This window comes from Nonlabens sp. SCSIO 43208 (genome assembly GCF_050703575.1).
In the GTDB taxonomy this organism is placed as follows: domain Bacteria; phylum Bacteroidota; class Bacteroidia; order Flavobacteriales; family Flavobacteriaceae; genus Nonlabens; species Nonlabens tegetincola.
Genome location: NZ_CP065365.1, coordinates 498,538 through 523,227, shown reverse-complemented (window position 1 = coordinate 523,227; position 24,690 = coordinate 498,538). Strand labels below are relative to the sequence as shown.

23 protein-coding genes are annotated in these 24,690 nt (G+C 35.1%); 7 read left to right on the top strand and 16 right to left on the bottom strand.

What is annotated here, in order from left to right:
* Window positions 1–185: 185 nt before the first annotated feature.
* The 4 genes from I5168_RS02605 to I5168_RS02590 are packed head-to-tail and all read right to left on the bottom strand — an operon-like array spanning window position 186 to window position 6,854.
* Window positions 186–3,698, bottom strand: a complete 3,513-nt coding sequence (locus I5168_RS02605; RefSeq protein WP_105018170.1) for an efflux RND transporter permease subunit — start codon at window positions 3,696–3,698, stop codon at window positions 186–188.
* Window positions 3,699–3,700: 2 nt separating this feature from the next.
* The gene (locus tag I5168_RS02600; RefSeq protein ID WP_105018561.1) at window positions 3,701–4,852 is read right to left on the bottom strand and encodes an efflux RND transporter periplasmic adaptor subunit; all 1,152 of its coding nucleotides are present in this window, start codon (window positions 4,850–4,852) and stop codon (window positions 3,701–3,703) included.
* A 28-nt stretch (window positions 4,853–4,880) separates the two neighbouring features.
* Window positions 4,881–6,236: a TolC family protein gene (locus tag I5168_RS02595; RefSeq protein ID WP_060523307.1), complete on the bottom strand. Its 1,356-nt coding sequence runs from the start codon at window positions 6,234–6,236 to the stop codon at window positions 4,881–4,883.
* On the bottom strand, window positions 6,237–6,854 hold the full coding sequence (locus tag I5168_RS02590) for a TetR/AcrR family transcriptional regulator (protein WP_431472350.1): 618 nt from the start codon (window positions 6,852–6,854) through the stop codon (window positions 6,237–6,239).
* 138 nt (window positions 6,855–6,992) lie between these two features.
* On the opposite strand from I5168_RS02590, the gene I5168_RS02585 reads away from it, so the two are divergent.
* Window positions 6,993–7,976: a polyprenyl synthetase family protein gene (locus I5168_RS02585; RefSeq protein WP_105018173.1), complete on the top strand. Its 984-nt coding sequence runs from the start codon at window positions 6,993–6,995 to the stop codon at window positions 7,974–7,976.
* On the opposite strand, the gene I5168_RS02580 is transcribed toward I5168_RS02585, so the two are convergent.
* From I5168_RS02580 to I5168_RS02565, 4 genes are all read right to left on the bottom strand, one after another.
* Entirely contained in the window at window positions 7,973–9,601 is a 1,629-nt protein-coding gene (locus I5168_RS02580) for an ATP-dependent DNA ligase (RefSeq protein WP_105018174.1), read from the bottom strand. The two genes, I5168_RS02585 and I5168_RS02580, sit on opposite strands and share 4 nt — an antisense overlap.
* Window positions 9,598–10,632, bottom strand: a complete 1,035-nt coding sequence (locus I5168_RS02575; protein WP_105018175.1) for a ligase-associated DNA damage response exonuclease — start codon at window positions 10,630–10,632, stop codon at window positions 9,598–9,600. The genes I5168_RS02580 and I5168_RS02575 overlap by 4 nt, the downstream gene beginning before the upstream one ends.
* Before the next feature lie 36 nt (window positions 10,633–10,668).
* On the bottom strand, window positions 10,669–11,211 hold the full coding sequence (locus tag I5168_RS02570) for a hypothetical protein (protein WP_105018176.1): 543 nt from the start codon (window positions 11,209–11,211) through the stop codon (window positions 10,669–10,671).
* A 79-nt stretch (window positions 11,212–11,290) separates the two neighbouring features.
* Window positions 11,291–12,346, bottom strand: a complete 1,056-nt coding sequence (locus I5168_RS02565) for a hypothetical protein (RefSeq protein ID WP_431472349.1) — start codon at window positions 12,344–12,346, stop codon at window positions 11,291–11,293.
* 288 nt (window positions 12,347–12,634) lie between these two features.
* Here I5168_RS02565 and I5168_RS02560 point away from each other — a divergent pair, with 288 nt between their 5' ends.
* Both I5168_RS02560 and I5168_RS02555 read left to right on the top strand, forming a co-directional pair.
* On the top strand, window positions 12,635–13,588 hold the full coding sequence (locus I5168_RS02560) for an NAD-dependent epimerase/dehydratase family protein (RefSeq protein WP_042276231.1): 954 nt from the start codon (window positions 12,635–12,637) through the stop codon (window positions 13,586–13,588).
* A 40-nt stretch (window positions 13,589–13,628) separates the two neighbouring features.
* Window positions 13,629–14,057 (top strand): TerB family tellurite resistance protein, encoded by a 429-nt coding sequence (locus I5168_RS02555; RefSeq protein ID WP_431472348.1) that lies wholly within the window; start codon window positions 13,629–13,631, stop codon window positions 14,055–14,057.
* A gap of 1 nt (window position 14,058) precedes the next feature.
* On the opposite strand, the gene I5168_RS02550 is transcribed toward I5168_RS02555, so the two are convergent.
* Genes I5168_RS02550 through fbp form a run of 5 tightly spaced genes read right to left on the bottom strand, consistent with a single transcriptional unit; the run spans window position 14,059 to window position 18,267 of the window.
* The gene (locus I5168_RS02550; RefSeq protein WP_431472347.1) at window positions 14,059–15,546 is read right to left on the bottom strand and encodes a hybrid sensor histidine kinase/response regulator; all 1,488 of its coding nucleotides are present in this window, start codon (window positions 15,544–15,546) and stop codon (window positions 14,059–14,061) included.
* On the bottom strand, window positions 15,543–16,025 hold the full coding sequence (locus tag I5168_RS02545) for a Rab family GTPase (RefSeq protein ID WP_042276225.1): 483 nt from the start codon (window positions 16,023–16,025) through the stop codon (window positions 15,543–15,545). Before I5168_RS02545 ends, I5168_RS02550 begins: the two co-directional genes overlap by 4 nt.
* 1 nt (window position 16,026) lies before the next feature.
* Window positions 16,027–16,851: a cell envelope biogenesis protein OmpA gene (locus I5168_RS02540; RefSeq protein WP_085775610.1), complete on the bottom strand. Its 825-nt coding sequence runs from the start codon at window positions 16,849–16,851 to the stop codon at window positions 16,027–16,029.
* 11 nt (window positions 16,852–16,862) lie between these two features.
* On the bottom strand, window positions 16,863–17,216 hold the full coding sequence (locus I5168_RS02535; RefSeq protein ID WP_042276221.1) for a hypothetical protein: 354 nt from the start codon (window positions 17,214–17,216) through the stop codon (window positions 16,863–16,865).
* Between the two features lie 43 nt (window positions 17,217–17,259).
* Window positions 17,260–18,267 carry a class 1 fructose-bisphosphatase gene (gene fbp, locus I5168_RS02530; protein ID WP_085775611.1) on the bottom strand — a complete coding sequence of 336 codons (1,008 nt, stop codon included), beginning with the start codon at window positions 18,265–18,267 and terminating at the stop codon, window positions 17,260–17,262.
* A 108-nt stretch (window positions 18,268–18,375) separates the two neighbouring features.
* Here fbp and I5168_RS02525 point away from each other — a divergent pair, with 108 nt between their 5' ends.
* Genes I5168_RS02525 through I5168_RS02515 form a run of 3 tightly spaced genes read left to right on the top strand, consistent with a single transcriptional unit; the run spans window position 18,376 to window position 22,025 of the window.
* A complete protein-coding gene (locus I5168_RS02525; RefSeq protein WP_431472346.1) occupies window positions 18,376–18,852 on the top strand; it encodes an N-acetyltransferase family protein in 477 nt (158 codons plus the stop codon).
* On the top strand, window positions 18,852–20,135 hold the full coding sequence (locus I5168_RS02520; RefSeq protein WP_431472345.1) for an aspartate kinase: 1,284 nt from the start codon (window positions 18,852–18,854) through the stop codon (window positions 20,133–20,135). The genes I5168_RS02525 and I5168_RS02520 overlap by 1 nt, the downstream gene beginning before the upstream one ends.
* A 60-nt stretch (window positions 20,136–20,195) precedes the next feature.
* Window positions 20,196–22,025: a GNAT family N-acyltransferase gene (locus tag I5168_RS02515; RefSeq protein ID WP_060523295.1), complete on the top strand. Its 1,830-nt coding sequence runs from the start codon at window positions 20,196–20,198 to the stop codon at window positions 22,023–22,025.
* Window positions 22,026–22,077: 52 nt separating this feature from the next.
* Here I5168_RS02515 and I5168_RS02510 read toward each other — a convergent pair whose 3' ends face one another.
* The 3 genes from I5168_RS02510 to I5168_RS02500 are packed head-to-tail and all read right to left on the bottom strand — an operon-like array spanning window position 22,078 to window position 23,856.
* Window positions 22,078–22,494 (bottom strand): TM2 domain-containing protein, encoded by a 417-nt coding sequence (locus I5168_RS02510; RefSeq protein ID WP_431472344.1) that lies wholly within the window; start codon window positions 22,492–22,494, stop codon window positions 22,078–22,080.
* A 35-nt stretch (window positions 22,495–22,529) separates the two neighbouring features.
* Window positions 22,530–22,925 (bottom strand): VOC family protein, encoded by a 396-nt coding sequence (locus I5168_RS02505; RefSeq protein WP_308736853.1) that lies wholly within the window; start codon window positions 22,923–22,925, stop codon window positions 22,530–22,532.
* The gene (locus I5168_RS02500) at window positions 22,918–23,856 is read right to left on the bottom strand and encodes a 2-hydroxyacid dehydrogenase (RefSeq protein ID WP_431472343.1); all 939 of its coding nucleotides are present in this window, start codon (window positions 23,854–23,856) and stop codon (window positions 22,918–22,920) included. Before I5168_RS02500 ends, I5168_RS02505 begins: the two co-directional genes overlap by 8 nt.
* 101 nt (window positions 23,857–23,957) lie before the next feature.
* Between I5168_RS02500 and I5168_RS02495 the strand changes: the two genes are divergently transcribed.
* Window positions 23,958–24,653, top strand: a complete 696-nt coding sequence (locus I5168_RS02495; protein ID WP_042276208.1) for a zinc metallopeptidase — start codon at window positions 23,958–23,960, stop codon at window positions 24,651–24,653.
* Window positions 24,654–24,690: the final 37 nt, after the last annotated feature.

Genomic DNA, 24,690 nt, shown 5'->3' with positions numbered 1-24,690 from the left:
AAATTTACAGCTTATTGATAAAGCTCCAAACGAAGGTTATTGTTTGAAAAGCTTTAGTATAGGTCAAACGAATTACTATTGGATATATATCATTAATATAGAGCGTAAAGGTAATTCCTACTTAAATAAAAAGAGCCCGATTAGGGAATCGGGCTCGTAGTAACGACAAATGAAATAGGGGAAATCTAAGTCGCTACTTGTACTTCAGATGACTTTTTATTATTGCGCCAGTTGTAAATTCTGATCTTGATTCTATGTACCATGTACAATAGGATAGGAACTATAACTAGGGTTAAAAAGGTTGCAAAAATTAGACCGTAAATAACAGTCCAAGCTAATGGTCCCCAGAATATTACGTTGTCACCACCAATGAAAATTTGTGGGTCAAATTCAGTAAATAACGTAAAGAAATTAATATTTAATCCAATAGCAAGAGGAATAAGTCCTAGAACTGTTGTGATGGCAGTCAATATAACTGGTCTAAGCCTAGCCTTTCCTCCTTTAACTATAGCTTCAAACATTTCTTTTTTAGGAAGAATTTCATCGTCACCAAGTTCTAATTTCTCACTACGTCTTAACTTAAGTAAGTCTATATAATCAATAAGTACCACACCGTTATTTACCACGATACCTGCAAGTGAAATTATTCCCATCATTGTCATTAAAATAACAAAAGGATCTCCCGTTATAATCAACCCTAAGAAAACACCAATAAAACTTAAAAAGATGGCGATCATGATAATAGTAGGTTTAGATATAGATCCAAATTGAAATACTAATATCAAGAAGATCAAGAATAAACCACCGAATAGAGCACTCATTAAAAATGCCATCTCTTTTTCTTGCTCTTCAATTTGTCCTGTATAATCAACTTTAATACCATTTGGAATCGTAAAGTCAACCATCTCTAATTTTATTGATTCTACTACGGCTCCAGCATCGGTGAAACCTGGTTTAAGAGCAGAGTATACTGTAACCACACGTTTTGCATCTTTATGCTTAATAGCACTAAAGCTAGAAGTATTACGTTGTTTGGCAATAGCACTTACTGGTATTTCTTTTACCTGTCCTGTTACCATATCTCTAAAGGTTATTCTTTGATTAAAGATCGCACTACGATCATAGCGTTGATCTTCGTTAAACCTTACATTGATGTCGTAATCTTCACCGTCTTTTTTATAGATACCCGCTTTTTCACCAAACACTGCTCTTCTAAGCTGCATTCCTACCTGGCTATTGCTTATTCCTAATTCACCAGCTTTTTCACGATCAACTTCAACAATCATCGAAGGTTTACTTTTATTTACATCAACCTTTAATTGATCAACTCCGGCTACATTTCTAGTGTTGAGAAATTTTACCATTTGTTCTGCTGTTGATATAAGCTCGCCGTAATCAGGACCTTCTAATTCTATATTCACAGGATATCCTTGTGGTGGTCCATTTGCATCTTTTTCTACTGAAATAGCAACTCCAGGGAATCTACCTTCGAGAGTTTCTTGAACTTTTTTACGTAAAACTTCACTATCTCTTAATTCTCCATCTTTTCCTTCACGAAATTTATATTCACGCATACTCGCGGTGATTTTACCCTTATGAGGCATCTCTGCGGAGCTACCACCGTCTGTTTGAGGATTACCAGCTCCCATTCCTACTTGAGAAACAGCGCTTTCTACAAGCACGTTTCTTCCGTCTTTCATATAGAAATCATCGTTGATCACTTCATAGACTACTTCTTCAATTTCTTTGGTAATACTGTTTGTTTTTTCAATTGAAGTTCCTTGAGGATATTCTATGTAAACAATAATTTGATTAGGCTTATTATCTGGAAAAAATTCAATTTTAGTTCTTCCAGATGCAACAGACCACCCAAAATATGCCATTAAAATTCCCACAAACATTACCGCCATACCAATCATAAAGATGTATGGTTTTATACCGCTTAATGCAAATCTTAAAAATCGCTCATATAGATTATCTAACCATACTAAAAACGTGCGTTGGAATCCTCTTGTAAGAGGTTTGATAGCAAACTTATATAGCCAAAATAAAACCGCTACAAGTATCATCAAAGAACCTAAACCAGATACAGGTCCACCTACTAATAAGATAAATATTCCTAGAGGAACCATGATAGCGGTTAGGTATATTAGGGATTTTATAGATAGGTTGCGGTCATCAATTTCCATGAATTTTGAAACTAGCATGGAGTTAAAGAATATTGCGACAAATAAGGAACTTCCTAAAACTATAGAAAGAGTAATTGGGAAGTAAATCATAAACTGTCCCATTAAACCAGGCCATAAACCTAATGGAACGAATGCCGCAACTGTAGTTAGAGTAGAAATAATAATTGGAATGGCGATTTCACCTACTCCTTTTTTTGCAGCTTCGATACGTGACATACCTTCTTCATCCATCAACCTATAAACATTCTCAACAACCACAATACCATTGTCTACAAGCATTCCCAGCCCCATAATCATAGCAAATAATATCATTGTGTTTAAGGTGTAACCTAATAGGCTGATAATGGCAAAGGACATGAACATAGACATAGGTATCGCAAAACCAACGAATAAGGCATTTCTAAACCCTAAAAAGAACATCAATACACCTACTACCAGTAGAATACCAAAAATGATATTATTAACTAGGTCATCTACTTGATTAAGTGTCTTGCTAGATAAATCATTTGTCACTGTAATTTCTAGGTCAGAAGGCAATGCTCCGGAATCCTGAGACTCCTTAATTACCTCACGTATATTATCTGCCGCAATAATCATGTTTTTACCAGAACGTTTCTTTACGTCTAGCATTACTACCTGATCACCTGATTCCCTTGCAAATGTATTTTTATCTTCTTCTTCAAATTTGATGGTAGCTACATCCCTTAGGTAAATAGGTCCATTTTCATTTTTGACTACAAAATTTTCTAATTCTTTAGGGTTGTCGATTTCTCCTATAATTCTAATAGTACGTCGTTGACCACTAGATTTTAAATTACCAGCACTTACGGTTGCATTTCCTCCTCTTACCGTATTTAAGATATTATCAAAACTTACCTTAGCTGCTGTCATTTTATATATATCAACAGCAATCTCTACTTCAAGATCTTGTGCACCGCGTATGTCTACTTGTTTAATTTGCTCTATATCTTCAATTTCATCTTCTAGATATTCGGCAAAGGTTTTAAGTTTACGCACAGTGTAATCACCTTTGATGTTGATGTTCATTATAGGCATTTCCTCACTAAGGGTAAGGTCAAAAACATTAGGAGTAACCGGCTTATCGTTAAATGTAGGCCAGTCTTCACCAGCAGATTCTTGATCTACTTCGTCTTTCACACGTTGTTTAGCAGCCTCTACAGCTATATCATCATCAAATTCAACAATGATTATTGAATAGTCCTCTTGAGATGTAGATTCAGTTTCTGTTACGCCACTAATATTTTTAAGCTTGTCTTCTAAGGGATCGGTAATCAATCGTTCAACGTCCTCAGCCGTATTTCCAGGCCAAACACTTGAGATGTAAATTTTTGTTTCTTTAATTTCTGGAAAATCTTCCCTAGGCATGCTGTTGTAAGCATTTAATCCTAGAAAGAAGATGATTACCATCATGACATAAACAACAACACTGTTGTCAATTGCCCATGATGAGAGTTTAAACTCTTTGTCACTGTTTTTCTTATTTGACATACTTATGAGTTTATAATATTAATTTCTTGATCTGGTTTTACACTACGAGCACCTTCAGTGATGATTTCATCACCAGGTTCAAGACCGCTTAGGATCTCGATATAATCACCAGAAGCTTTTCCTGTTGTTACCTCACGTCTTTTTGCAATTAATCCGTTTTCGCCTTGAGCGGTAACCATCACATATTGATCACCATCTTGATTCTCGTTTATTACATTAAGAGGAACTAAAATCGCATTTTTAGAGGTGTAATCATTTATACGCAATTTTGCTGTAAGATTAGGTTTGATGTTACCAGACTTATTATCAACAGGAACCTCTATAGAAAATGAGCGATTTGACGGGTTAATATAGTTACTTGTTTGTCTAATTTTACTCTTAACGGTCTCACCCAAAACTGGAAATTCAACTATAACATCAGTATTTTTATTAATTGCGGTTAAGTAAGTTTCTGGAACGTCTACTTTAAGATACATGTCCTTAAGACTTACTAATCGGAATAGAGGCATTCCTGGACTCACCACATTTCCTTGTTCTGTAATGACGTCGTCAATAGTTCCTGAAAAAGGTGCTGTAACCACTGTTTTGGCAAGTTGTTGTTGCATTGCGTTTATTGAGCGCTCTTGAGCTTCATAATTAGCTTTTGATTGCAGATATTGAATCTCTGAACCTATGTTTTGTTCCCAAAGGCGTTTTTGACGCTCATAGGTAGTTTTAGCCAGTTGAGCTTGTACCTTCATTTGTTCTAGGTTTTGAGCGGCACCACCATCGTCAATACTAGCTAGTCGTTGACCTTTTGACACTCGCTGTCCTTCTTTTACATAAACTTGGGTAAGTAATCCAGCTGTCTCAGGCATTACAGTGATGTTCTGTTTAGTATCTACACTACCTTGCAGTTCTACATAATGATTAAATAGGGTGTCTTTTAACACCATAGTACTTACTTGTGCTTTAATTGCCTCGCCCTTACTCTTTTTTTCATAGGCTTCAATTTTAGCAATCGTTTTTTCTATAGTCTCTTTTTGTTTTTTCAATTCAGATTTTTTTGTTGCAAGAGCTTGTTTGTCTCCAGCAGCAATTAATTCTTCAGCGGTTTTTTCTCCACCACAAGAAATCAGAAATAAAGCAACTGCTATGGTTAAAATATGTTTCATGATAGGATAATTATTAGGATGGGTGTTTTTATTTAAATTTAGGTGTATTAAGTAGTGTTTCAATATTTACTTTTTCTTGAATAACACGGTACATGCTATTAAGGTATTCTGACTGAGTACTGTACAACTGTGTTTGTGCTTGTCTTAATTCAAAGCTAGTAGCAATACCTTCTTTGAACTTCACCGAGTTTTTATTCTCTATACGCTCAGCAAGGGATAAATTATCTTTTGTAGTTTGATATGTGTCAATTGCTAGTTGATAGTTGTTTACCGCTGTTTGATAATTGAGGTTTAATTCCTGCTCAGTTCGTTCAAGATCGGTAAGTGCTTGTTCCCACGCAATTTTTGTTCTGTCTTGAGCAGCTTTACGACCAAAGGAACTGAAAATAGGGACTTGAATGCTTACTCCAGCCACACTCTGTTGAAACCAAGGCTGATCGCTATTAAAGAACACGAATTCATCATCAAAAGTTTGAGTACCGTAGTTAACAAATCCTGAAACCGTAGGAAGTGATTTTGCTCGTTCTAGTTTCCATTCCAATCGACGCTGTTCAGAAAAATTTAATGCAATTTGATAATCGACGTTTTCTTCTAGAGTTAGGGAAGATTGTGTGATACTAGGATCTAAGTGTTGTTTTGTTAAGGACTCTAGGTCATCGGTCAGGCTTATTTGTTCAGATAAATCAATCCCTAAAGACAATTTAAGCATGTCCATTGCAATATCTGCTTGACGTCTAGCATTTGCTAGCTGATTCTCAATTTGTGCCAGTGTGATTTGTAGTTGTTCAACACTTTCTTCCTCGGTAAGGCCATTTTTAAAAATCTCTTGCGTTTCTTTTAAGTTACTATCTAGATTGTCTCTATTACGAGTTAGGATGGCAACGTTTTCTTGTGCCAGTAAAACACCACCATAGGCGTTTATAATACCTTTACGTACCTCTAGTTTAGTCTTGTTGTCTGCATTTTTTGAGTAATCCAAAAATGTTTTAGAAGCCTCGAGCGCCACAAGGTAACTTCCATCAAATATTAATTGTGATAAAGTGGCTGTTAAGTTCATAGATTGTTTTGGCGCAAACACAACCGGTACAAAAGTTCCTGGCTGTCCACCTACAACCTCACCAGGTAATGGAGTTACAGGTTGTTTTAATTGATTGGTGTAATCAACTGATCCGTTAATTTGTGGTAGTCCCGTAGCTGTGGTTTCCCATTTTTGCTTCAATGCTTTGGCAACCTCTCGTTGTGCATTAATTGCTTGGTAATTGTTTTCTAAACCATAGTCTATCGCTTCTTGTAGACTGAAGGTGTCTGGAACGGTTTGTTGTGAGTACGCTTTCGCGAAAGCGAGACCCATAAAAGCCATTATATATAGAACAGATTTATTCATTTAATCGTGATTAGAATTTATGATTTGGTTTAATATTTGTCTTCCTTTAGGAGTTAGGATTCCTCGTAAGTGGTATTCTAGATAATCGTCATATAAATCATTTACCGGAAATTCGTTTGTTGGAAATATGGAAATGTCTTTTATCCCTTGCATTCCAATAAAATAGATGCGAGCGATGAAGTCAGGATTTACATTATTTCTATACACTCCTAGTTTGATACCGTTATTCACATTTTTTTTAATACAAGAATCCATGTAGTGAAATTTGATATCGTGCACCGGTTTGTAAGCCTCAGGATAGTATCGCTGTAATTGATGAATTGAGCTAGTTTGATCTCCTTTCATTTCTTCCATTACAAAACGTTTTACAGCATACAGCTCCTCGATAGGTTTGTCTTTATATTGCTCTATAATATGATCCACACCATCACAAATAGTATTACACATATGAAGTGATGCGTGAGCTACAAGTTCTTGTTTGTTTTTAAAATGGGTATAAAGAGTTTTTTTACTCATACCCAATTTTGCTGCGATGTCATCCATAGTTACACTCTTAAAACCTAGTGTAAGGAACATCTCTAGCGATTTTTTAATAATTTGATCTTTCAATTGCGACATTTTCCTGCTTCTGTTTCAGCGTGCAAATATACCCATAGGAAACTTTGAAAACAAAAATAGTTTCCTAAGTTTTACATTTGTTTAACATGTAGGAAACATTTTTATCGACTACTTGCCGGTCTGTCTTATTTTTACAGCATGAAATCACTAGAACAGTTAAGAGAAGTTTTTCTAAAACATTTAAAATCAACCATAAATCATAACGAGCCTAAAGGATTGTACGATCCTGTTCACTACATTCTAGATTTAGGAGGAAAGCGATTAAGACCATTGCTCACCTTATTAAGTGCACAAATGTATGGTGAGAGTATTGAGAAGGCTCTTAATGCGGCACTGGCTGTTGAGGTGTTTCATAATTTTACCTTGTTACACGATGATATAATGGATCAGGCAGATTTAAGACGTGGTAATCCTACTGTTCATAAAAAATGGGATGAAAACACAGGTATTTTAAGTGGTGATGCCATGTTAATTATAGCTTATCAACTATTTGATGAGTACGATGCAGGTACTTTTAAGCAACTCACTACATTATTCTCTCAAACCGCACTAGAGGTTTGTGAAGGTCAACAATTTGATGTGGATTTTGAGAGTAGGGATGATGTTACGATTGCCGAATACATGAACATGATTAAGTTAAAAACATCAGTTCTAGTAGGATGTGCGTTACAAATGGGAGCTATTATCGCTGGCAAAAATGAAGAGGAACAACAAAAGGTTTACAACTATGGAATAAACCTAGGATTAGCTTTTCAATTAATGGATGATTATCTAGACGCATTTGGTGATCCAGCAACTTTTGGGAAAGAAGTTGGTGGTGATATACGTGAGAATAAAAAGACGTATCTATACTTAAAAAGTATAGAGAACCTAGAGCATACTCACGATTTAAAAACATGGTTTGCTGTTAATCATCTAGACATGACCATGGATGAGATCGATGATAAAAAAGAACAAGTTAAGGTTCATTTTGAAAAAAGTGGTGGAGCGCAAGCCACTCTAGAGGCTATAAAATCCTACACTGAAAAGGCTTTACAAGATATTAAAGGTCTTGATATTCCAGAACAAGCAAAAGAGGAACTCACCAATTTCAGTCTAAAACTTATGGGTAGAGTAAGTTAAATCAAATCTCCTTCTTTTGGGATAAGAGCTTTGAGGTCTTCGATCGTGTTTGCTTGGTCAATGGTTTTGTCATGTCGCCATCGTAAAATCCTAGGAAACCTTGTAGCTACACCCGATTTATGTCTTTTACTAGGAGCGATTCCTTCAAAAGCAATTTCAAAAACATGATGCGGCGTTACACTGCGCACTGGACCAAATCGTTCTAATGTGTTTTTCTTAATCCAAGCGTCTACCTTTCTAAACTCGGCATCCGTAAGGCCAGAGTAGGCCTTGGCAAAAGTGACTAATTCACCATTATCCCAAAGAGCAAAGGTGTAGTCTGTAAACAGGTTTGCACGCCTACCATGTCCTCGCATCGCATATGTGAGAACAGCGTCAATACTATAAGGGTCAGTTTTCCATTTCCACCAATCACCTTTTTTTCGGCCTACTTGATAAGGACTTTTTTTATGTTTAATCATAAGACCTTCACTTTTTCGCTTTCGCGAAAGCGCACGCTCTTCACCCATTTCATCCCAAGTTGAAAAGCTCATAGTTTCAGAAAGTAATAAAGGAAAATCAGAATCAGGTTCCTGTATACTAGCCTTTGTTCTAGTGTCTAAAACAAGTTGGTCTAAAAGGGCGCGACGTTCCTCAAATGGAAGATTTCTAATGTCTTTACCTTGCCATTCTAGTAGGTCATAGGCAACTATGACAACGGGAACATCTTGTAACAATTTTTTACCTATAGTTTTACGTCCAATCCTTGTTTGCAGGTCGTTAAAGTTTAGTATTTCTCCATTTTTATAAGGTAAAATCTCACCATCGATAACTGTCCCGTTGGGAATGTATTTTAGGAAGGATTGAAATTCGGGATATTTATCCGTCACTAATTCTTCACCTCGTGACCAAATAAAAATTTCGTTGCTACGTAAAATGGTTTGGGATCTTATTCCATCCCATTTATGCTCGGCACTCCATTGGGAAACATCTCCTAGGTCCTCAATATTACCTTCAATTGCATAAGCTAGATAGAAAGGATAAGGTTTTCCTCTTCTAGCTACTTCATTGTCCTCAAAAATCAATTCATTGTAGGTGGTATTTTCTCCTGTCCAACTGCCCATTAATTTATGAGCAAGAATATCCTTGTCAATATTTGTGGCATTTGAAAGAGCTCTTGTCATCAATTTTTGTGAGACTCCGATTCTAAAACCACCGGTCATTATCTTGTTAAAAACAAATCGTTCATAATAATTAAGGCCTAGCCAGTTTTCTTTTAAATAAGCTTTTTTTTCATCATCGGTTTTTTTTCTCAATTCGATTAGTTCTTCGATTACAGTAGATAAGCTTTTGTCAGTGCTATTGTTTGAACTAGGTAAAATGAGGGCGATGGTTTCGGCTAGGTCACCTACGATGTGGTAGGACTCTTCAAATAACCAGCTAGGGATACCGCTTATTTCTGTAGCCCATTCTCTTAACTGAGTTGTGTTTACCGGTCTTTTAGGTCTTCTGTGAGAAAGAATAGCAATAGTCCATAGTTTATCTTGCTCTGGAGCATTTTTAAAATATTCGGTGAGCGCTTGAACTTTAAGATTAGTCTTATTAGTTCCGTCTATGGTTCTTATGAGTTCGGCAAACTGTTTCATGTGTTACTCGTATTAGTGGATAAATCCTCTTGTTCATTAAGGTTTTCTCCTTCATACTGAGTGCGTTCTGAAATTGCGTTCAACCCTTTTTCTTCTCTTAAGTATCTAGCAAAAATCTCTTGATAACCGTGCGTTGTTATTACATTTTCACACCTAGTAGCTTCAATAGAGGATAGCAATCCATCCCAATCACAATGATCAGAAAGTACAAAACCTTTATCTATAGCTCTTCTTCTTCTCGCTCCTCTGAATGTCATCCATCCACTAGCACTTGCAGTTGCATACGGGACTAATTTTCTCATCCATGATGACCCATGAGCACTAGGTGGAGCAATGACAATATTTCCTATAAGTTCCTCTTTTTTTGTTTCTCTGGTAATTAGATTGAAATCAGGAAAGTTGATTAACTCTTTAAGAACTTCTGTCATTTTGAAAACAGCACCATGACAATAAATTTTCATTTGAGAAGTGTCTAGATGCTTAATGAGTCTTTGAGCTTTGCCTAAAGAATAAGCAAATAGAACTGATGTTTTACCTTCTTCGTTATTTTGAGAACACCAAATATTGATGTCATGCATAACATCTTTTTGATCACGCCATTTAAATGCTGGTAATCCAAAGGTGCATTCCGTTATAAAAGTGTTGCAACGAATGGGCTCATATGGCACGGAAATACCATCATTTTCTGTTTTATAATCACCAGTAAAAACCCATACTTCGCCTTTGTGTTCAACTCTTATTTGGGATGAGCCAGGAATATGGCCAGCAGGATGAAAGGAAAAGGTAACACCATTTATATTAAATGACTCGTCGTAATTAACACCACTTGCATTAATTTCTCCCAAGCGATGTTTGATAATCGGTAAGTTATCTAAATGAGTAATATACTTTTTATTTCCCCATCTTGAATGATCTGCATGACCATGTGTGATTAAAGCCTTGTCAACAGGTTTCCATGGGTCTAGATACACATTTGCCGCAGAGCAATATATGCCGCGTTCTGTAAATTTTAATAAAGGTTCCCTGCTCATGTTATTTTCATTTAAAGCCGGGCTGGTAGATGTTATTTATCCTGGTAGATTATTGTCAAGTGAATCTGTTCCCGGTTGTTTTGCTTGATTTATGATTTTCAAGTCTTCTAGCGTTTCTTGTTTTATTTTATCATAAATGTTTATTTTTTCATTTATGATTATGGTTAACATATCCCATGATTCAATTAGGTCAGCGTGTTTTTTAACTAGAATATTATCATCCACGTTGGAATAGTTTATATAACTATTGTAAATACCTGCACGAGTAATAACTAGTTTAATTCTGCTAACTACTTCCTGACTGTTTAACTCTTCTGGTATATCTTTTGAAAGGTCCTGGGCTGCATCATATAAATTTTGAGCTGCTACAGGTGTATGGTCTAGATTTTCTAATAGATTTTTAAATCTTTCATAATTAGACCAAGCGATAACTTCTTGTTGTGCTTTACCAATAAGTTGCATTTTACTTTGCGCAAAAGTCAAAGTGTTAGGGTCTGTTTTGGTAACTGCGACTGCTTGTTCTTCCTTTTTACAAGAAAATAGAACAAAAAATATTAGTAGTATAGGAAAGCCTTTCATTATTACAAAGATGCTAATATTGCTAGAATAAAAAAACCGCACAATAAAGTGCGGTTTTACATTGCTTCCCACTAATTAATTAGTCATTCATTTCTTCATTATACTCTTCACGAGCTTCTTTCAACCTTTGTGACATAGGTTCATCAGTGTCGTTCAATTCCTCTAGGTATTCTTCAATAGCATCTCTACGATTCTCGTCATACTTTTTACGAGCTTTCAACATTTCTTTGTTTAAGTCATAAAGAGCCTCATCGATTTCTTCTAAATTTTCAAGATTTTCATCTAAAGTAGATGTGGCTTTTTCATCTTGATATTCTTTCATTTCTTTTTGAACATCTTCTACAGCATCCATTACATCATCTACTTTTAAGTACTCAGGCATGTTGTTAAGCATAGAATTAAAATCCGTAACTAGTGTTTGAGCATAAGTAATTTTTTGGTCTTCTTGTGCATTCATCATATTCATACGGTCCGTTTTCACAGTCTCGTAATCATTAAAATCTACAATCGTTATTATACCTTCATCATCATAGTTTACATTACTCACAAAGTCTGCATAGTTTGCAAGTTCTTCATCCTCATAACCGTCAAATCTTAATCTGGCATCTACAATTTCATCATTTAAATCCTCTACAGCTTCTTGAATATCCTCGATGTGATCTTTAATTGTACTTTCTTTTGTTGATTCATCCTCAAGATCTGCAACTAATTTTTTCATTGCTTTCTCGACGTCATCAACTTCTTTCATGATAACATTAGTTTTCAAGTAAGCTGGCATTTCTTCTACAAAGGTTTGAAATGCTTGATATGCATTTTCACTATTCATTTCATCACGTACATTAGGTGATGTTGATAGGTTTTTTACCTGATTTTGTAATTCTCCATAGGCTGTAAAATTTGAAATATTCACGCTCCCATCGTCCATAACTTGGACATTTGTTTTCATGTCTTGGGCCATGCTTTCTGCCTCATTCTCTGTATAGCTTACGTATTCTCTTGATACATCTCCTATATCATTGTAAGCTTGTTGCATTTCATTACCAGCATCTTCTACTAGTTCTTCCGTGTTTTTCTTTTCATTATTACAAGCAACCATGGCAGCAGCTACTATTAAACTTATTCCAATCTTTTTCATAATATTATTTTTTGTTTGAAATAAAAGTACAGTCTCATCTCAATTATTTTATATAATGAAATAATAATGCATTTCGGTTTTTAATTAAATTGTGTTAATAGTTAACATAGTTTGTATTTCTGTTTGGTTATTATTAGATGTTTTGTTAAAAAATAGAGCTTTTTCTACTTCGCTTTCGCGAAAGCGGAATTAATTCTTACATAAGATTGATAATTTCTTATTTATTTACCTATTCGTTAAGTAATCTGATAAGCTGGTGCAATTATATTTGCGCAAACGTTATAATTCATGGCAACAAAGATTTTAGTAATAGGAGCCTGTGGTCAAATAGGTAGTGAGTTAACGGCAAAACTACGTGAACTGCACGGTGCTGAAGCGGTAATAGCAAGCGATATAAGAGAAGGAGATAAAGAAATGATGGAGGCAGGTCCTTTTGAAGTTCTTGATGCTACCGATGCTGATGCGGTAGAGGATATTTGTGCACATTATGAAGTAACAGATGTCTATTTAATGGCCGCAATGTTAAGTGCAACTGCCGAAAAATACCCTTCTAAAGCCTGGAATCTAAATATGGATAGTTTATTTAATGTCCTAGATCTAGGTAAAGAAGGTAAAATAGAGAAAATCTTTTGGCCTAGTAGTATAGCTGTTTTTGGACCTACTACACCAAAGGACAATACACCGCAAAAAACAGTAATGGAACCTAGTACTGTATATGGTATAAGTAAACAAACTGGGGAACGCTGGTGCGAATACTATCACAACAAATATGGTGTAGATGTTAGATCCATACGTTACCCAGGATTAATATCCTGGAAGACAATGCCTGGTGGAGGAACTACCGATTATGCCATTGAAATTTTTCATGATGCCATCAACAAAGGAGAATATACGTGCTTTTTAAAAGAAGATACTGCACTACCTATGATGTATATGGATGACGCTATCAAAGCGACAGTTGATATAATGCATGTGCCTGGTGATAAAATTAAGGACCGTTCAAGTTACAATTTGAGCGCAATGAGTTTTACTCCACAACAAATTGCTCAAGAAATTAAGAAACATATTTCAGAATTTGAAATAGCGTACGAACCTGATTTCAGACAATCCATTGCTGATAGCTGGCCAGCATCAATAAATGATAAAGAGGCGCGTGAAGATTGGGGCTGGGAACACCATTTTGATTTAGAAAATATGGTTAAGGAAATGATAGCTCATCTTCCTAAAAAATCTTATTTCTAGAGTTTAAGATATAAGTATATTTGTAGCCTAAATTTAATCTATGTCATTTTCAAGTTTATTTGAATCAGGAGAATCTACTAGAAATAAAAGCCATTTAGCTTCATTAGTAAATATTGCAATTACAAACGGTGTAATCTCTGATGAGGAATTAGTTATACTGGGACGTATTAAAACTAAATTGAGTATAGCAGATTCTGATTTTGAGGCTATTATAAAAAATCCGTCTAAATACCCAATTAATCCGCCTACTACAAATGAGGAGCGTATTCAATGGTTACACGATCTTTTTAAAGTTGTCTTTGCCGATCATAGTATGGACGAGGATGAGCACAGATTACTAAAAAGATATGCAACAGCCATAGGATACAATGATGCCGATGCTGAATATCTAGTAAAGCGCAGTATCGAAATTTTCTCAGGACATCTAGCTCTTGAAGATTATCGATACCTTTTAAATAAAGACAAGTAGTCTAAATAAATTTTTTGATCTTCAAGTTGCTGTATACGGATTCTAATAATTCGTCGTCAGTATATGGTTTTTGAACCACTTGTTTGAATCCAGATTTCTTAAATTCCGATATTCGCTTTTTGTCAGATTCTGTCGTAAGAGCGATTACCGGGATTTTTTTATTGTGATCATTTGCAAACTCTTTAATCATGTTAAGGAGTTCAATCGCGTCCACTTGAGATAGACTTGATGACATTAAAATAAGGTCATAGTCCTTGTTTTCAACTGCGTTTAATAAATCTCTAGGATCAGAAAATACTATTGTATTAAAGTTCTTTTCATTTACAAGAACTTTAATGGCTGTGTATTGTGTAATTCCGTTGTCCTCTGCAATAATAATTTTTGCTTTTTCAGAAAACATGGGCTTTGTTGGAGATTCAGTTGGAGCTGCTTTAGGAATATCAACATTCAAAGGAACTTTCACTCTCAAATTTGCTACTTGTACACTATTGCCTGATTCGTCTTTTTCGATATATAGACTTCCACTGTAAACATCTAGAAGTTCTTTGGCTATTGAGAATCCTAAACCTTTAATCTGAATGTCACTAGAGAGTTCAGGAAGATTATTAGACGCTACTGTTTCTGGAATAACACCTTCTCCAGAAATTTTAAATCGCAGACTTGCTTTACTAGCACGTCGTTGATTTTCTTTAACGGTTAAAACTATGTTTTCTCCATTATTAAAATAGATCGCGTTTTCTATAAGGTTTATCAATATTTGATCTAACCTACGCTTATCTATTTCAATGTATTCAGGTACTTGAGAACCTATTTTTAAGGAAAATGAAAATCCTAAATTAGATGCTTTGGTTGTGTATTTAAACTTAAAATTCTCAAGATATTCTATAAAATTGATTGTTTCTGGATTGAGCTCAATCTGATTTCTTTTAAGAAAAGACAACTCAATAATATCTTCAAGAATCTTCTTTAAGTTTTCACTTTGTTCATAGATAGCTTCTACAAGCTTATTTTGCTCTAGCGGCAAATCACTTTTCACTAGCATAGATGAGAACGCACTTATTAGTGTAAGCGGTGACTTCATCTCGTGAGAAAAGTTTGAAATAAATTTGTTTTTGAAGGAGGCAGCCTCCTCTAACATATCATTTTTAAGTTCTAGAACTTCATTGAATATGTAAGACTCATTTCTTTTTTGAGCAATTTCTTGTAGTCTAGAATAAAATACGCTGTTATCTACAAGCTGAATCGTTCTATTTGAAGCATTCTTACTGAAGCTTATGTCTAAGAGCTTGTCATGTATTTCAACACAGTTTAGTTTTTTTTCCTCTGATTCAAAGTACAAATCAACCTGTGTAAAAAAAGGATGGAATTGCTCTATGCTACTTCCTTCCTTTAGATTAAAAATAATATCGTTTGATGAAATTACTTGAAAGTTCTCATCAAGGACAATTATTTGAGAATTTTGGGGATTGATGTCTAGGTGCGGTGTCATGTAAGCATCATTTTTGTGATTCTTTCAAACATGCGCTGCACATTATTACCTTCTTTGGCACTTACCAATATATCTAAAAAATCAAATTCATCTTTCTTTTCGGCCATCATACCTTTAGGGATTAGGTCAGACTTATTTCCGACCTTTAAGATAGGGGTTTTTTGATATTTATTTTGAAGAAAGTTTAAATGTTCATCAACTTTACTAAAAGTTTTTGGTCTACTAATATCTGCTACATATATAAACCCATGAGTTCCAAGCAGGTATGCAGGTCTCACTTCTTCAATATCATCTGTTCCTTCTGTATCCCAAATGATAAGATTAACATCATTATCATTTAAATTAAGTTGTTTTTTCATGATATGGACACCTATAGTAACTTTATAGTCCTCAGAAAACTGATCTTCTACAAACCTTCTTATCAGGGATGTTTTACCAACTCCAAAACTTCCTACTATTACAATCTTTTTTGATACCATATTAATTTCCTAATTCAAATTGGGAATATTGCTTTATGAGAAATTGCTGTAATTCTTCTCTTTTTGAAATAAGTTTATTTTTATTAATGTTTTGACTGACCTTTAAATTATGGTCTTCTAATTTATTTTGCAAGTTTTCAGTAAATGTACCGCTTATCGCACTTGCTATGTAGTATTGGTGAAAACTATGTAGATGAATTTCATATAAATCATATTCTATAGACTGTAAATTACGGGTGGATGTTTTAAAAGCATCTTCTACAAATGCTTTAATTGCTGTTAACATACCACTAATCATATCTTCATCCAGGGTTGCTTTAATTTGATAACTTCCTAATAATATTCCGGAGCCTTTTTCAATTATAAAAACTTGTTCTAATTCTGCCTCGGCAAGATCGCTTATGATAAGTTCTTCTTCCTTGACACCTGTGAACATACTCTTTATTTTTCTTTTAATGGTTTGAACTGAAAATACGTCCTGAGTAGTTTGTTCTATACGCTCAGATAAAATTTTAATTTCTTGTGCGATATATTTTTTTATCATTTGCCCCATAATTGGGTATAGGGCTTCAACTACTTGATCTTTTGATTCGGCGATTTGAGTTTTTAAAGTCTCGGTAATAATTGGTCCTAATTCTTGAGGAATACGTTCGGTAAATTCTAGTAATTCGTCTTGTATTATTGGAGATACCTTTTCTGAAAGTTTAGCACGTTCACGCAAAGTTTCTTCCAGCTTACTGATTTTTACAGAAATGCTCTGTGCATATTCACGTTCGTCAGTAAGTAAGAGAGATTTTAGTAGTTCTAATTTCTCATCGGTATTCATCAAGGAACCTTTTACTGGGCTTTAATTTTCTCCCCAAGTTCTATTAATGAATCTCCAAGCATTTTTCGACTTGTTTTAGCATCATCTAGCTCGTCTAGTCGGTCTTCCATCTTGCTTTCAAGATCAGTAAGACGAATGTTTAAATCAGTTGACAAACTATCAATACTTTTTGATAGCTCTTCTCTAGCATCGTCGATTAAATCTTGAAGTTCCTGCTTTTTTTTCTGAAGATCTTTTTTAAGTAGTTCAAATTCAGAATCATATTGTTGTATATTTTCTCCAAAAATGAGGTTTTTTATAGCCTCTAATTTTGAATTACTATCAACAACAGCTTCATTAGGGGTGTTTTTTTCAGGTTGGGCCATCTCAATACATTTTCAAATAGCTAAAATACCATTTTTTATTAAATTATGGTATTCTTTGAATAAACTGCTCAGCCTTTTCAACCATGTTTTTGCTTCCGCAAATAAATGGTACCCTTTGATGAAGTTCTTCTGGTTTAAGATCTAAGATTCTTGTGTGGCCATCGCTGGCTTTTCCTCCAGCTTGTTCGGCAATAAATGCCATGGGATTGCACTCATAGAGAAGGCGTAGTTTTCCATTACTTGCCTTGCTGCTTTTAGGGTACATATAAATACCGCCTTTTATCATGTTACGATGAATATCACTTACAAGACTTCCTATATATCTACTAGTGTAAGGTCGATCTCCTTCTTCCTTTTGGCAGTATTTTATGTAATCTTTAATCCCTTGTGGAAAATGCACATAATTACCTTCATTGACACTGTAAATTCTTCCATCTTCTGGAAATTGCATGTTAGGGTGTGAAAGGTAATAGGTTCCCAGCGCTGGGTTTAGAGTAAATCCATTTACACCATGACCTGTAGTGTAAACTAGCATTGTAGATGTTCCGTATATAATGTATCCAGCTGCAACTTGTTGATTACCTGGTTGAAGAAAATCTTCCAGTTGTACTGGTGTTCCTGGTGGTGTTACTCTTCTGTAGATGGAAAAGATAGTTCCTACTGACACATTTACGTCGATGTTTGAACTACCATCAAGTGGATCCATAAGTACCACATATTTACTTGCGTGGTTACCATCGTTACCTTCAATAGTTATAAAGTCGTCATTTTCTTCACTTGCGATACCACAAACGATTTGCCTGTTAGTCAATGTCCTTATAAAAGTATCGTTTGCAAAAACATCTAATTTTTGTTGGTCTTCACCTTGGGTATTGATTTCACCTATACTACCAGTAATGTCTACCAGACCAGCCTTGTTAACCTCGTGGTTAACCATCTTTGCTGCTAGTCTTATCGAGTTGATAAGTCTACTTAATTCACCGCTACTATAAGGAAATGCAGCTTGATGTTCTATGATAAATTCTCCTAGGGATTGGTTTTTGGTAGCCATATTTTATATCGTTGCTGCAAATATCTTAATAAATGCAGGTAACTACAACGATGTAGTGCTAACTTTTTTGAATTATACTCTACTAGACTTTAATTTAGCAAAAAAACCATGATAAACATTCGACAGGCCACCCAACAAGATTTTTCTAGAGTTCTTGAATTAATTAATGAATTAGCCCTTTTTGAAAAGGAGCCCGATGCAGTTGAAATTTCAATAGAAGATTTAATTCAAAACGGGACAGGAAATAATCCTCTTTTTACTTGCTTTGTAGGTGAATATAAAGGTAATATTGAAGGAATGGCATTGTGCTACCCCAGATTTTCGACATGGAAAGGTGTTACCATTCATCTAGAAGATTTAATTGTTACTCAAAAAATGAGAGGAGTTGGTCTAGGAAAAGCCTTATATAACGAAGTTCTTAAACACGCGTTAAAAAAGGGTGTAAGGCGAGTAGAATGGGTAGTGCTGGATTGGAATACACACGCTATTGATTTTTACAAGAATACTGGAGCAACCGTATTTGACGAGTGGCGAGTTGTTCAAATGGATCACGGTTCTTTAACGGCTTATATTGACAAACAGTAATGAGGATATTCAAATTTGGTGGAGCATCGGTTAAAGATGCAAATGGTGTAAGAAATGTAGTTAACGTATTGCGTATTACTGGATTTCGTGATTTAGGAGTGGTAGTTTCAGCAATGGGTAAAACAACAAACGCTCTTGAAGAAATACTTGCACAATATCAAAAAAATGATAATTCTTATCTAAAATTGATTGATAAACTCTACGAGCAACATAATGAAGTTATTGTAGAGTTAGAAGAGGTTACAGATTTCATAAATGAGGATGAGGTATTACGCTTTCGCGAAAGCGGAATAAAAAATATACTTAAAGGAATTATTGAAGCTTTAAAGGGCGAGTTGTTACGTAATAAAACAAAGAACTACACTTTTTTATACGATCAAGTCGTAAGTCATGGAGAACTTATTTCAACTAAAATTGTTGCAGCTTTTTTAAACGCCTGTAACATTCCTGTGCAATGGGTGGATGCAAGAGAATTAATTAAAACTGATACTAAGTACCGGGATGCTGGAGTGCAATGGCAGGAAACAGAAAATGCTATTAAAAATATAAGTGGCTCCTCGTTCCTTACTCAAGGATTTATAGGAAGCGATGACAATGGTTTTACAACCACGCTAGGTAGAGAAGGAAGCGATTATACAGCTGCTATCCTTGCATATTGTCTGGATGCCGAAAGTGTCACTATATGGAAAGATGTTCCTGGTGTTCTAAACGCAGATCCTAGAGTGTTTCATGACACTGTTTTGCTAGAAAAAATCCCATACAATGAGGCAATTGAATTAGCATTTTATGGAGCGAGTGTCATCCATCCTAAAACTTTACAGCCTTTACAAAGAAAGAGTATACCACTACATGTGAAGTCCTTTTTAAATCCTAAAGAAAACGGGTCAACGATTACTCACTCAAATACCTTATTACCTGAAATTCCTTGCTATATCGTTCGTAAGAATTTGATTTTTTTAAGAGTTTCTTCTAGAGATTTTAGCTTTATAGGTGAAGGAAATATTTCGGAAATATTTCACGAGTTGAGCGAGGCTAAAATGCAGGTAGGTTTATTACAAAATTCGGCAATAAGTTTTTCAATTTGTGTTGAAGATAAATATAGTCTAATTAATGTTCTATTGTCTAGATTACAAGAACGTTACGACGTAAGTGTGGTAAAGAATGTTGCTTTACATACGATTAGACATTATAATGGTGAAAAAGTAGCTAGTATTGAAAATGAGCAGCAGGTATTACTAAAACAACGCACACAAGAAACCTTGCAGGTTGTCGTTAAACAATAGTGACTTAACATTTATAGTATATTTGTGAGTCAATCTATTAATTGACCAGGACTTTATTTTATGGGACTTGTAACTGCCAAAGAGGTCGCAAAAGCGATAAATATTGATAAATACGGTGCATTAGGTACTTTAGGCGGTTGGTCGTTGATGAAAATCTTGAGACTTTCTGCTTTAAATAGAAAGTATGATAAATTTAAACATCTGCAAGGTTCAGAATTTTTGAATGCCTTACTGGATGATTTACAAATTTCCTTTGAGATTCCAGAAGAGGATTTAAGACGTATACCAAAAACAGGACCGTTTATAACTATTTCCAATCATCCCTTGGGTGGAATTGACGGTATATTATTACTAAAATTACTTCTAGATAGAAGACCCGATTTTAAAATTGTTGCAAACTTTTTATTACATCGTATAGAGCCCTTAAAGCCCTATGTAATGCCTGTAAATCCTTTTGAAAATCATAAGGATGCAAAAAGCAGCACAGCAGGTTTTATGCAAGCCATCAGGCATTTAAAAGCAGATCAACCTCTAGGGATTTTTCCTGCTGGTGAGGTTTCAACTTATAGAGATGGTAAATTGGTGGTAGATAAAGAATGGGAAGAGGCGGCAATGAAACTCATACATCGTGCTCAAGTACCTGTTATTCCAATCTATTTTCATGCAAAGAACAGCAGGTTATTCTATAGACTTGCAAAGATTTCAGACACATTGCGTACGGCAAAGCTTCCTAGTGAATTATTAACTCAGAAAAAGAGAGTTATTAAAGTGCGAGTAGGAAACGCAATCCACGTAAAACATCAGCAAGAGTATACCGATCTAGGAGAGTTTACTGATTTTCTTAGAAAAAAGACATACATGCTTTCTAGAGCATACGATGAATCAGGTAAAAAGTTTACTGATTTACCTAAAAGCATAAAACTTCCTAAAGCTCCTGAGCGTATCGTAGGTCACGTTAAGCCTGAAGATATGGAAAAGGAAATCGAATACCTAAGAGAGAACGACAAGAGGTTATTGATCTCTAAAAACTATGAGGTATTTCTAGCTGAAAGTAAATCTATTCCAAAGATTTTACATGAAATTGGTAGGCTGCGTGAAATTACTTTTAGAAAAATAGGTGAAGGAACGAATAAATCTATTGATTTAGACAAATACGATTCCTATTATCATCAAATGTTTCTCTGGGACAAGGATGCAAAATGTATCGCTGGTGCTTATCGTATGGGAATGGGGCAACAGATCTACAAGAAATATGGTATCGAAGGTTTTTACTTAAATGAGCTCTTCAGGTTTGACAACGAGTTACATAAAATGATGAGCGAGAGTATAGAGATGGGACGAGCATTCATTACATCGGACTATCAACAAAAGCCTATGCCACTGTTTTTATTATGGAAAGGAATTGTGCATTGTACACTACGTTTCCCGTCGCACAAGTACCTAATTGGCGGAGTGAGTATTAGCAATAAATTCTCAAATTTTTCAAAATCATTAATGATTGAATTTATGAGAAGTAATTATTACGATCCTTATATCGCACAATATATAAAGCCTAAAAAAGAATTTAAAGTTAAGCTGGCCGATGCTGATAAGGATTTCATTTTTGACGAATCTCAGGCTGATTTAAATAAATTTGATAAGCTTATTGATGAGCTAGAGCCTAATGAATTAAGGTTGCCAGTACTCATTAAAAAATATGTAAAGCAAAATGCTAAGGTCGTAGCTTTTAATGTAGATCCTTTATTTAATGACGCTATTGACGGTCTTATGTATATACGAATTGCTGATTTGCCAGAAAGCACAGTTAAACCTGTGATGGAGGAATTTCAAGCAGAAATGGAGTCTAAATATTTTAAAAACGGAGATTCAAAATCTACCTATTCTGAATAAAAAAAACCGCCATCTTTAAAATGGCGGTTTTTTATTGAAATGATTCTATTTGTTAGAACCAAGGTTTTCTGCCTGCTTGATAAGTGTTGTAGAACTCTTCATCTGACTTGGTCAGGTAAATAATACCTTCTATTAAACCTACTGCATAAGTAGCTATAACTATGAATATACCAAAAAACAGACAGGTCGTAATCCATCCTATCACGGTAAGTCCAGCAAGAATGAACCCTTCTTTTTGATAACCTAGAATAAACTTGTGTACCCCAAAACTACCTAAGAAAATTCCTAGAAGTCCTGCAAGTAATTTTTTATTATCTCCATTGTTTACCGTGTCATTTAAGCCACGTTGAAAGTCTCGTGCACTTTCTTTTGCAGCATCAGCGGCTTCATTAAATGTTTCTTTTGTGCTGTCATAGGCATCCGATGCAGATTCTTTTGCCTTGTCAAAGGGGTTGTTTTCCTCGCTCATAATTATTGGTTATTAAGGTTGTTAATGTTACAATATTACTGTTTTTCAAATAATTCTTCTTGCTTAGGTTCCCACAATTCGACTTTCCTACCATCACAATCTATGATCCAAGCAAATTTACCGTAATCAAATTCCTGCATATCTCCTTCTTGTTGAATGCCAGAATTTTGTAAGTCTGCTAATAATTCTATAAGATTATCAACACGATAATTAATCATGAATTTTTGCTCTTTTGGGTAGTAAGTAGTATCTGCAGGAAAAGGACTCCACTGTTGACTAGCTTTGGGTTCTCTTTTTACTTCTTCTGACATAAAAAAAGTACATCCATATTGATCAGTATTTAATCCCAAATGTTTTTGATACCATTGTTTTGTTCTTTCAGGATCGTTACAAACAAAAAATATTCCTCCTAATCCAGTTACTTTAGCCATGATTCTTAATGATTTTATCGGCAATAACTTCTGCCAATTTATACTTTGATTCAATCGTCCATCCAGCCACGTGAGGACTCAATATCACATTTTTCATACTTATAAGCTCTTTAAACTCTTGTGGCATGGTATCATTTTCAAATAACGATGTAAAACTACTCTTTTCAAATTCTAGTACGTCTAATCCAGCTCCTAATATCTTTTTATTCCTCAAGGCCGTGACTAAATCCTTAGTGACAACCGCCTTTCCTCTTGCAGTGTTAATTAGATAGAACGCTTTCGCGAAAGCGTTAATAAAATCTTCATTCACCATTCCTATCGTTAGATCAGTTTGTGGTGTGTGCAATGAGAGAACATCTGCCTGTTGCTGTAATTCCTCAAGGGTTACCTGGCTGGCATTTTCATCTTGTAAACCTGACTTTAAATCATGAAAAATCACCTTGCAGTCAAACCCTTTAAGTTTTTTGGCAAATGCTTTACCCATATTCCCGTAACCTATTAATCCAATGGTTTTTCCATCTACCTCGATGCCGCGATTTTCTTCCCTTTGCCAAAGGCCGTTGCGCACCTCATGATCTGCTGTATGTAGTTTATTAAAAAGGGCAAGTAACATTCCTAGTGAGTGCTCGCCTACTGCATTGCGGTTGCCTTCAGGTGCGTTATAGCATACTATTCCCAACTTGCTTGCGGTTTCTAGATCTATATTTTCTAATCCAGCACCTATTCTTCCTATAAACTTTAGATTCTTGGCCTTCTTTAGAAAGGTTTGATCAATAGGGAATCTACTACGTACGATTAATCCATCGTACTGTTCAACTGTTTTTTCAACTTCTTCTTTTGAAGAGTTAAAATCACATTCATTTTGAAATCCAAAATCAGACAGCTTCTGAATCAAAATAGGGTGGTTCTCGTCTAGATGTAAAACCTTCATAGGGCAAATTATAGGGTAAAAATAATCATTTCATAATGGTGCGGTTCTTGTAATTAAGAATAAAAAACTACTTTTATTTAATAATTTAAAACATAAAAAGAATGGGTTTAATGGGGTACTACATTATCGGAGGATTGGTAATGCTGGTAAGTATGTATGTAAGTAATAAATTGAAATCTAAATTCAAGCACTATTCAAAAATTCATTTACGTAATGGAATGTCTGGGGCAGAAATAGCTCAAAAAATGCTAGACGATAATGGCATAACGGATGTAAAAATAATTTCTGTAAAAGGTCAATTAACAGATCACTACAATCCGGCGAATAAAACTGTTAATTTAAGTGACGTAGTGTACTCTCAACGTAACGCTGCTGCTGCTGCTGTTGCGGCTCATGAAGTAGGCCATGCGATACAACATGCTACAGCTTACTCGTGGTTAGGAATGAGGTCAAAACTAGTGCCTGTAGTAAGCATCGCATCACGATTTTCACAATGGGTTATTATCGGTGGGATCACACTTGCCGCGACTACTCAATTTGGAAATACTCTACTATTAATAGGTATTCTAATGTATGCTACAGGAACTTTATTTTCTTTTATCACCTTGCCAGTTGAGTATGATGCTAGTAATCGTGCTCTAGCTTGGTTAGAAGGTAACAATATGCTTACTAGAGAAGAACATGAAGGCGCCAAGGATGCCTTAAAATGGGCAGCACGTACCTATCTGGTTGCTGCTGTAGGTTCACTCGCCACACTTTTATACTTCTTGTCTATATATTTAGGAAGAAGAGATTAAAAATTCTCAAATAAAAAAAGCCTCTGATATTTCAGAG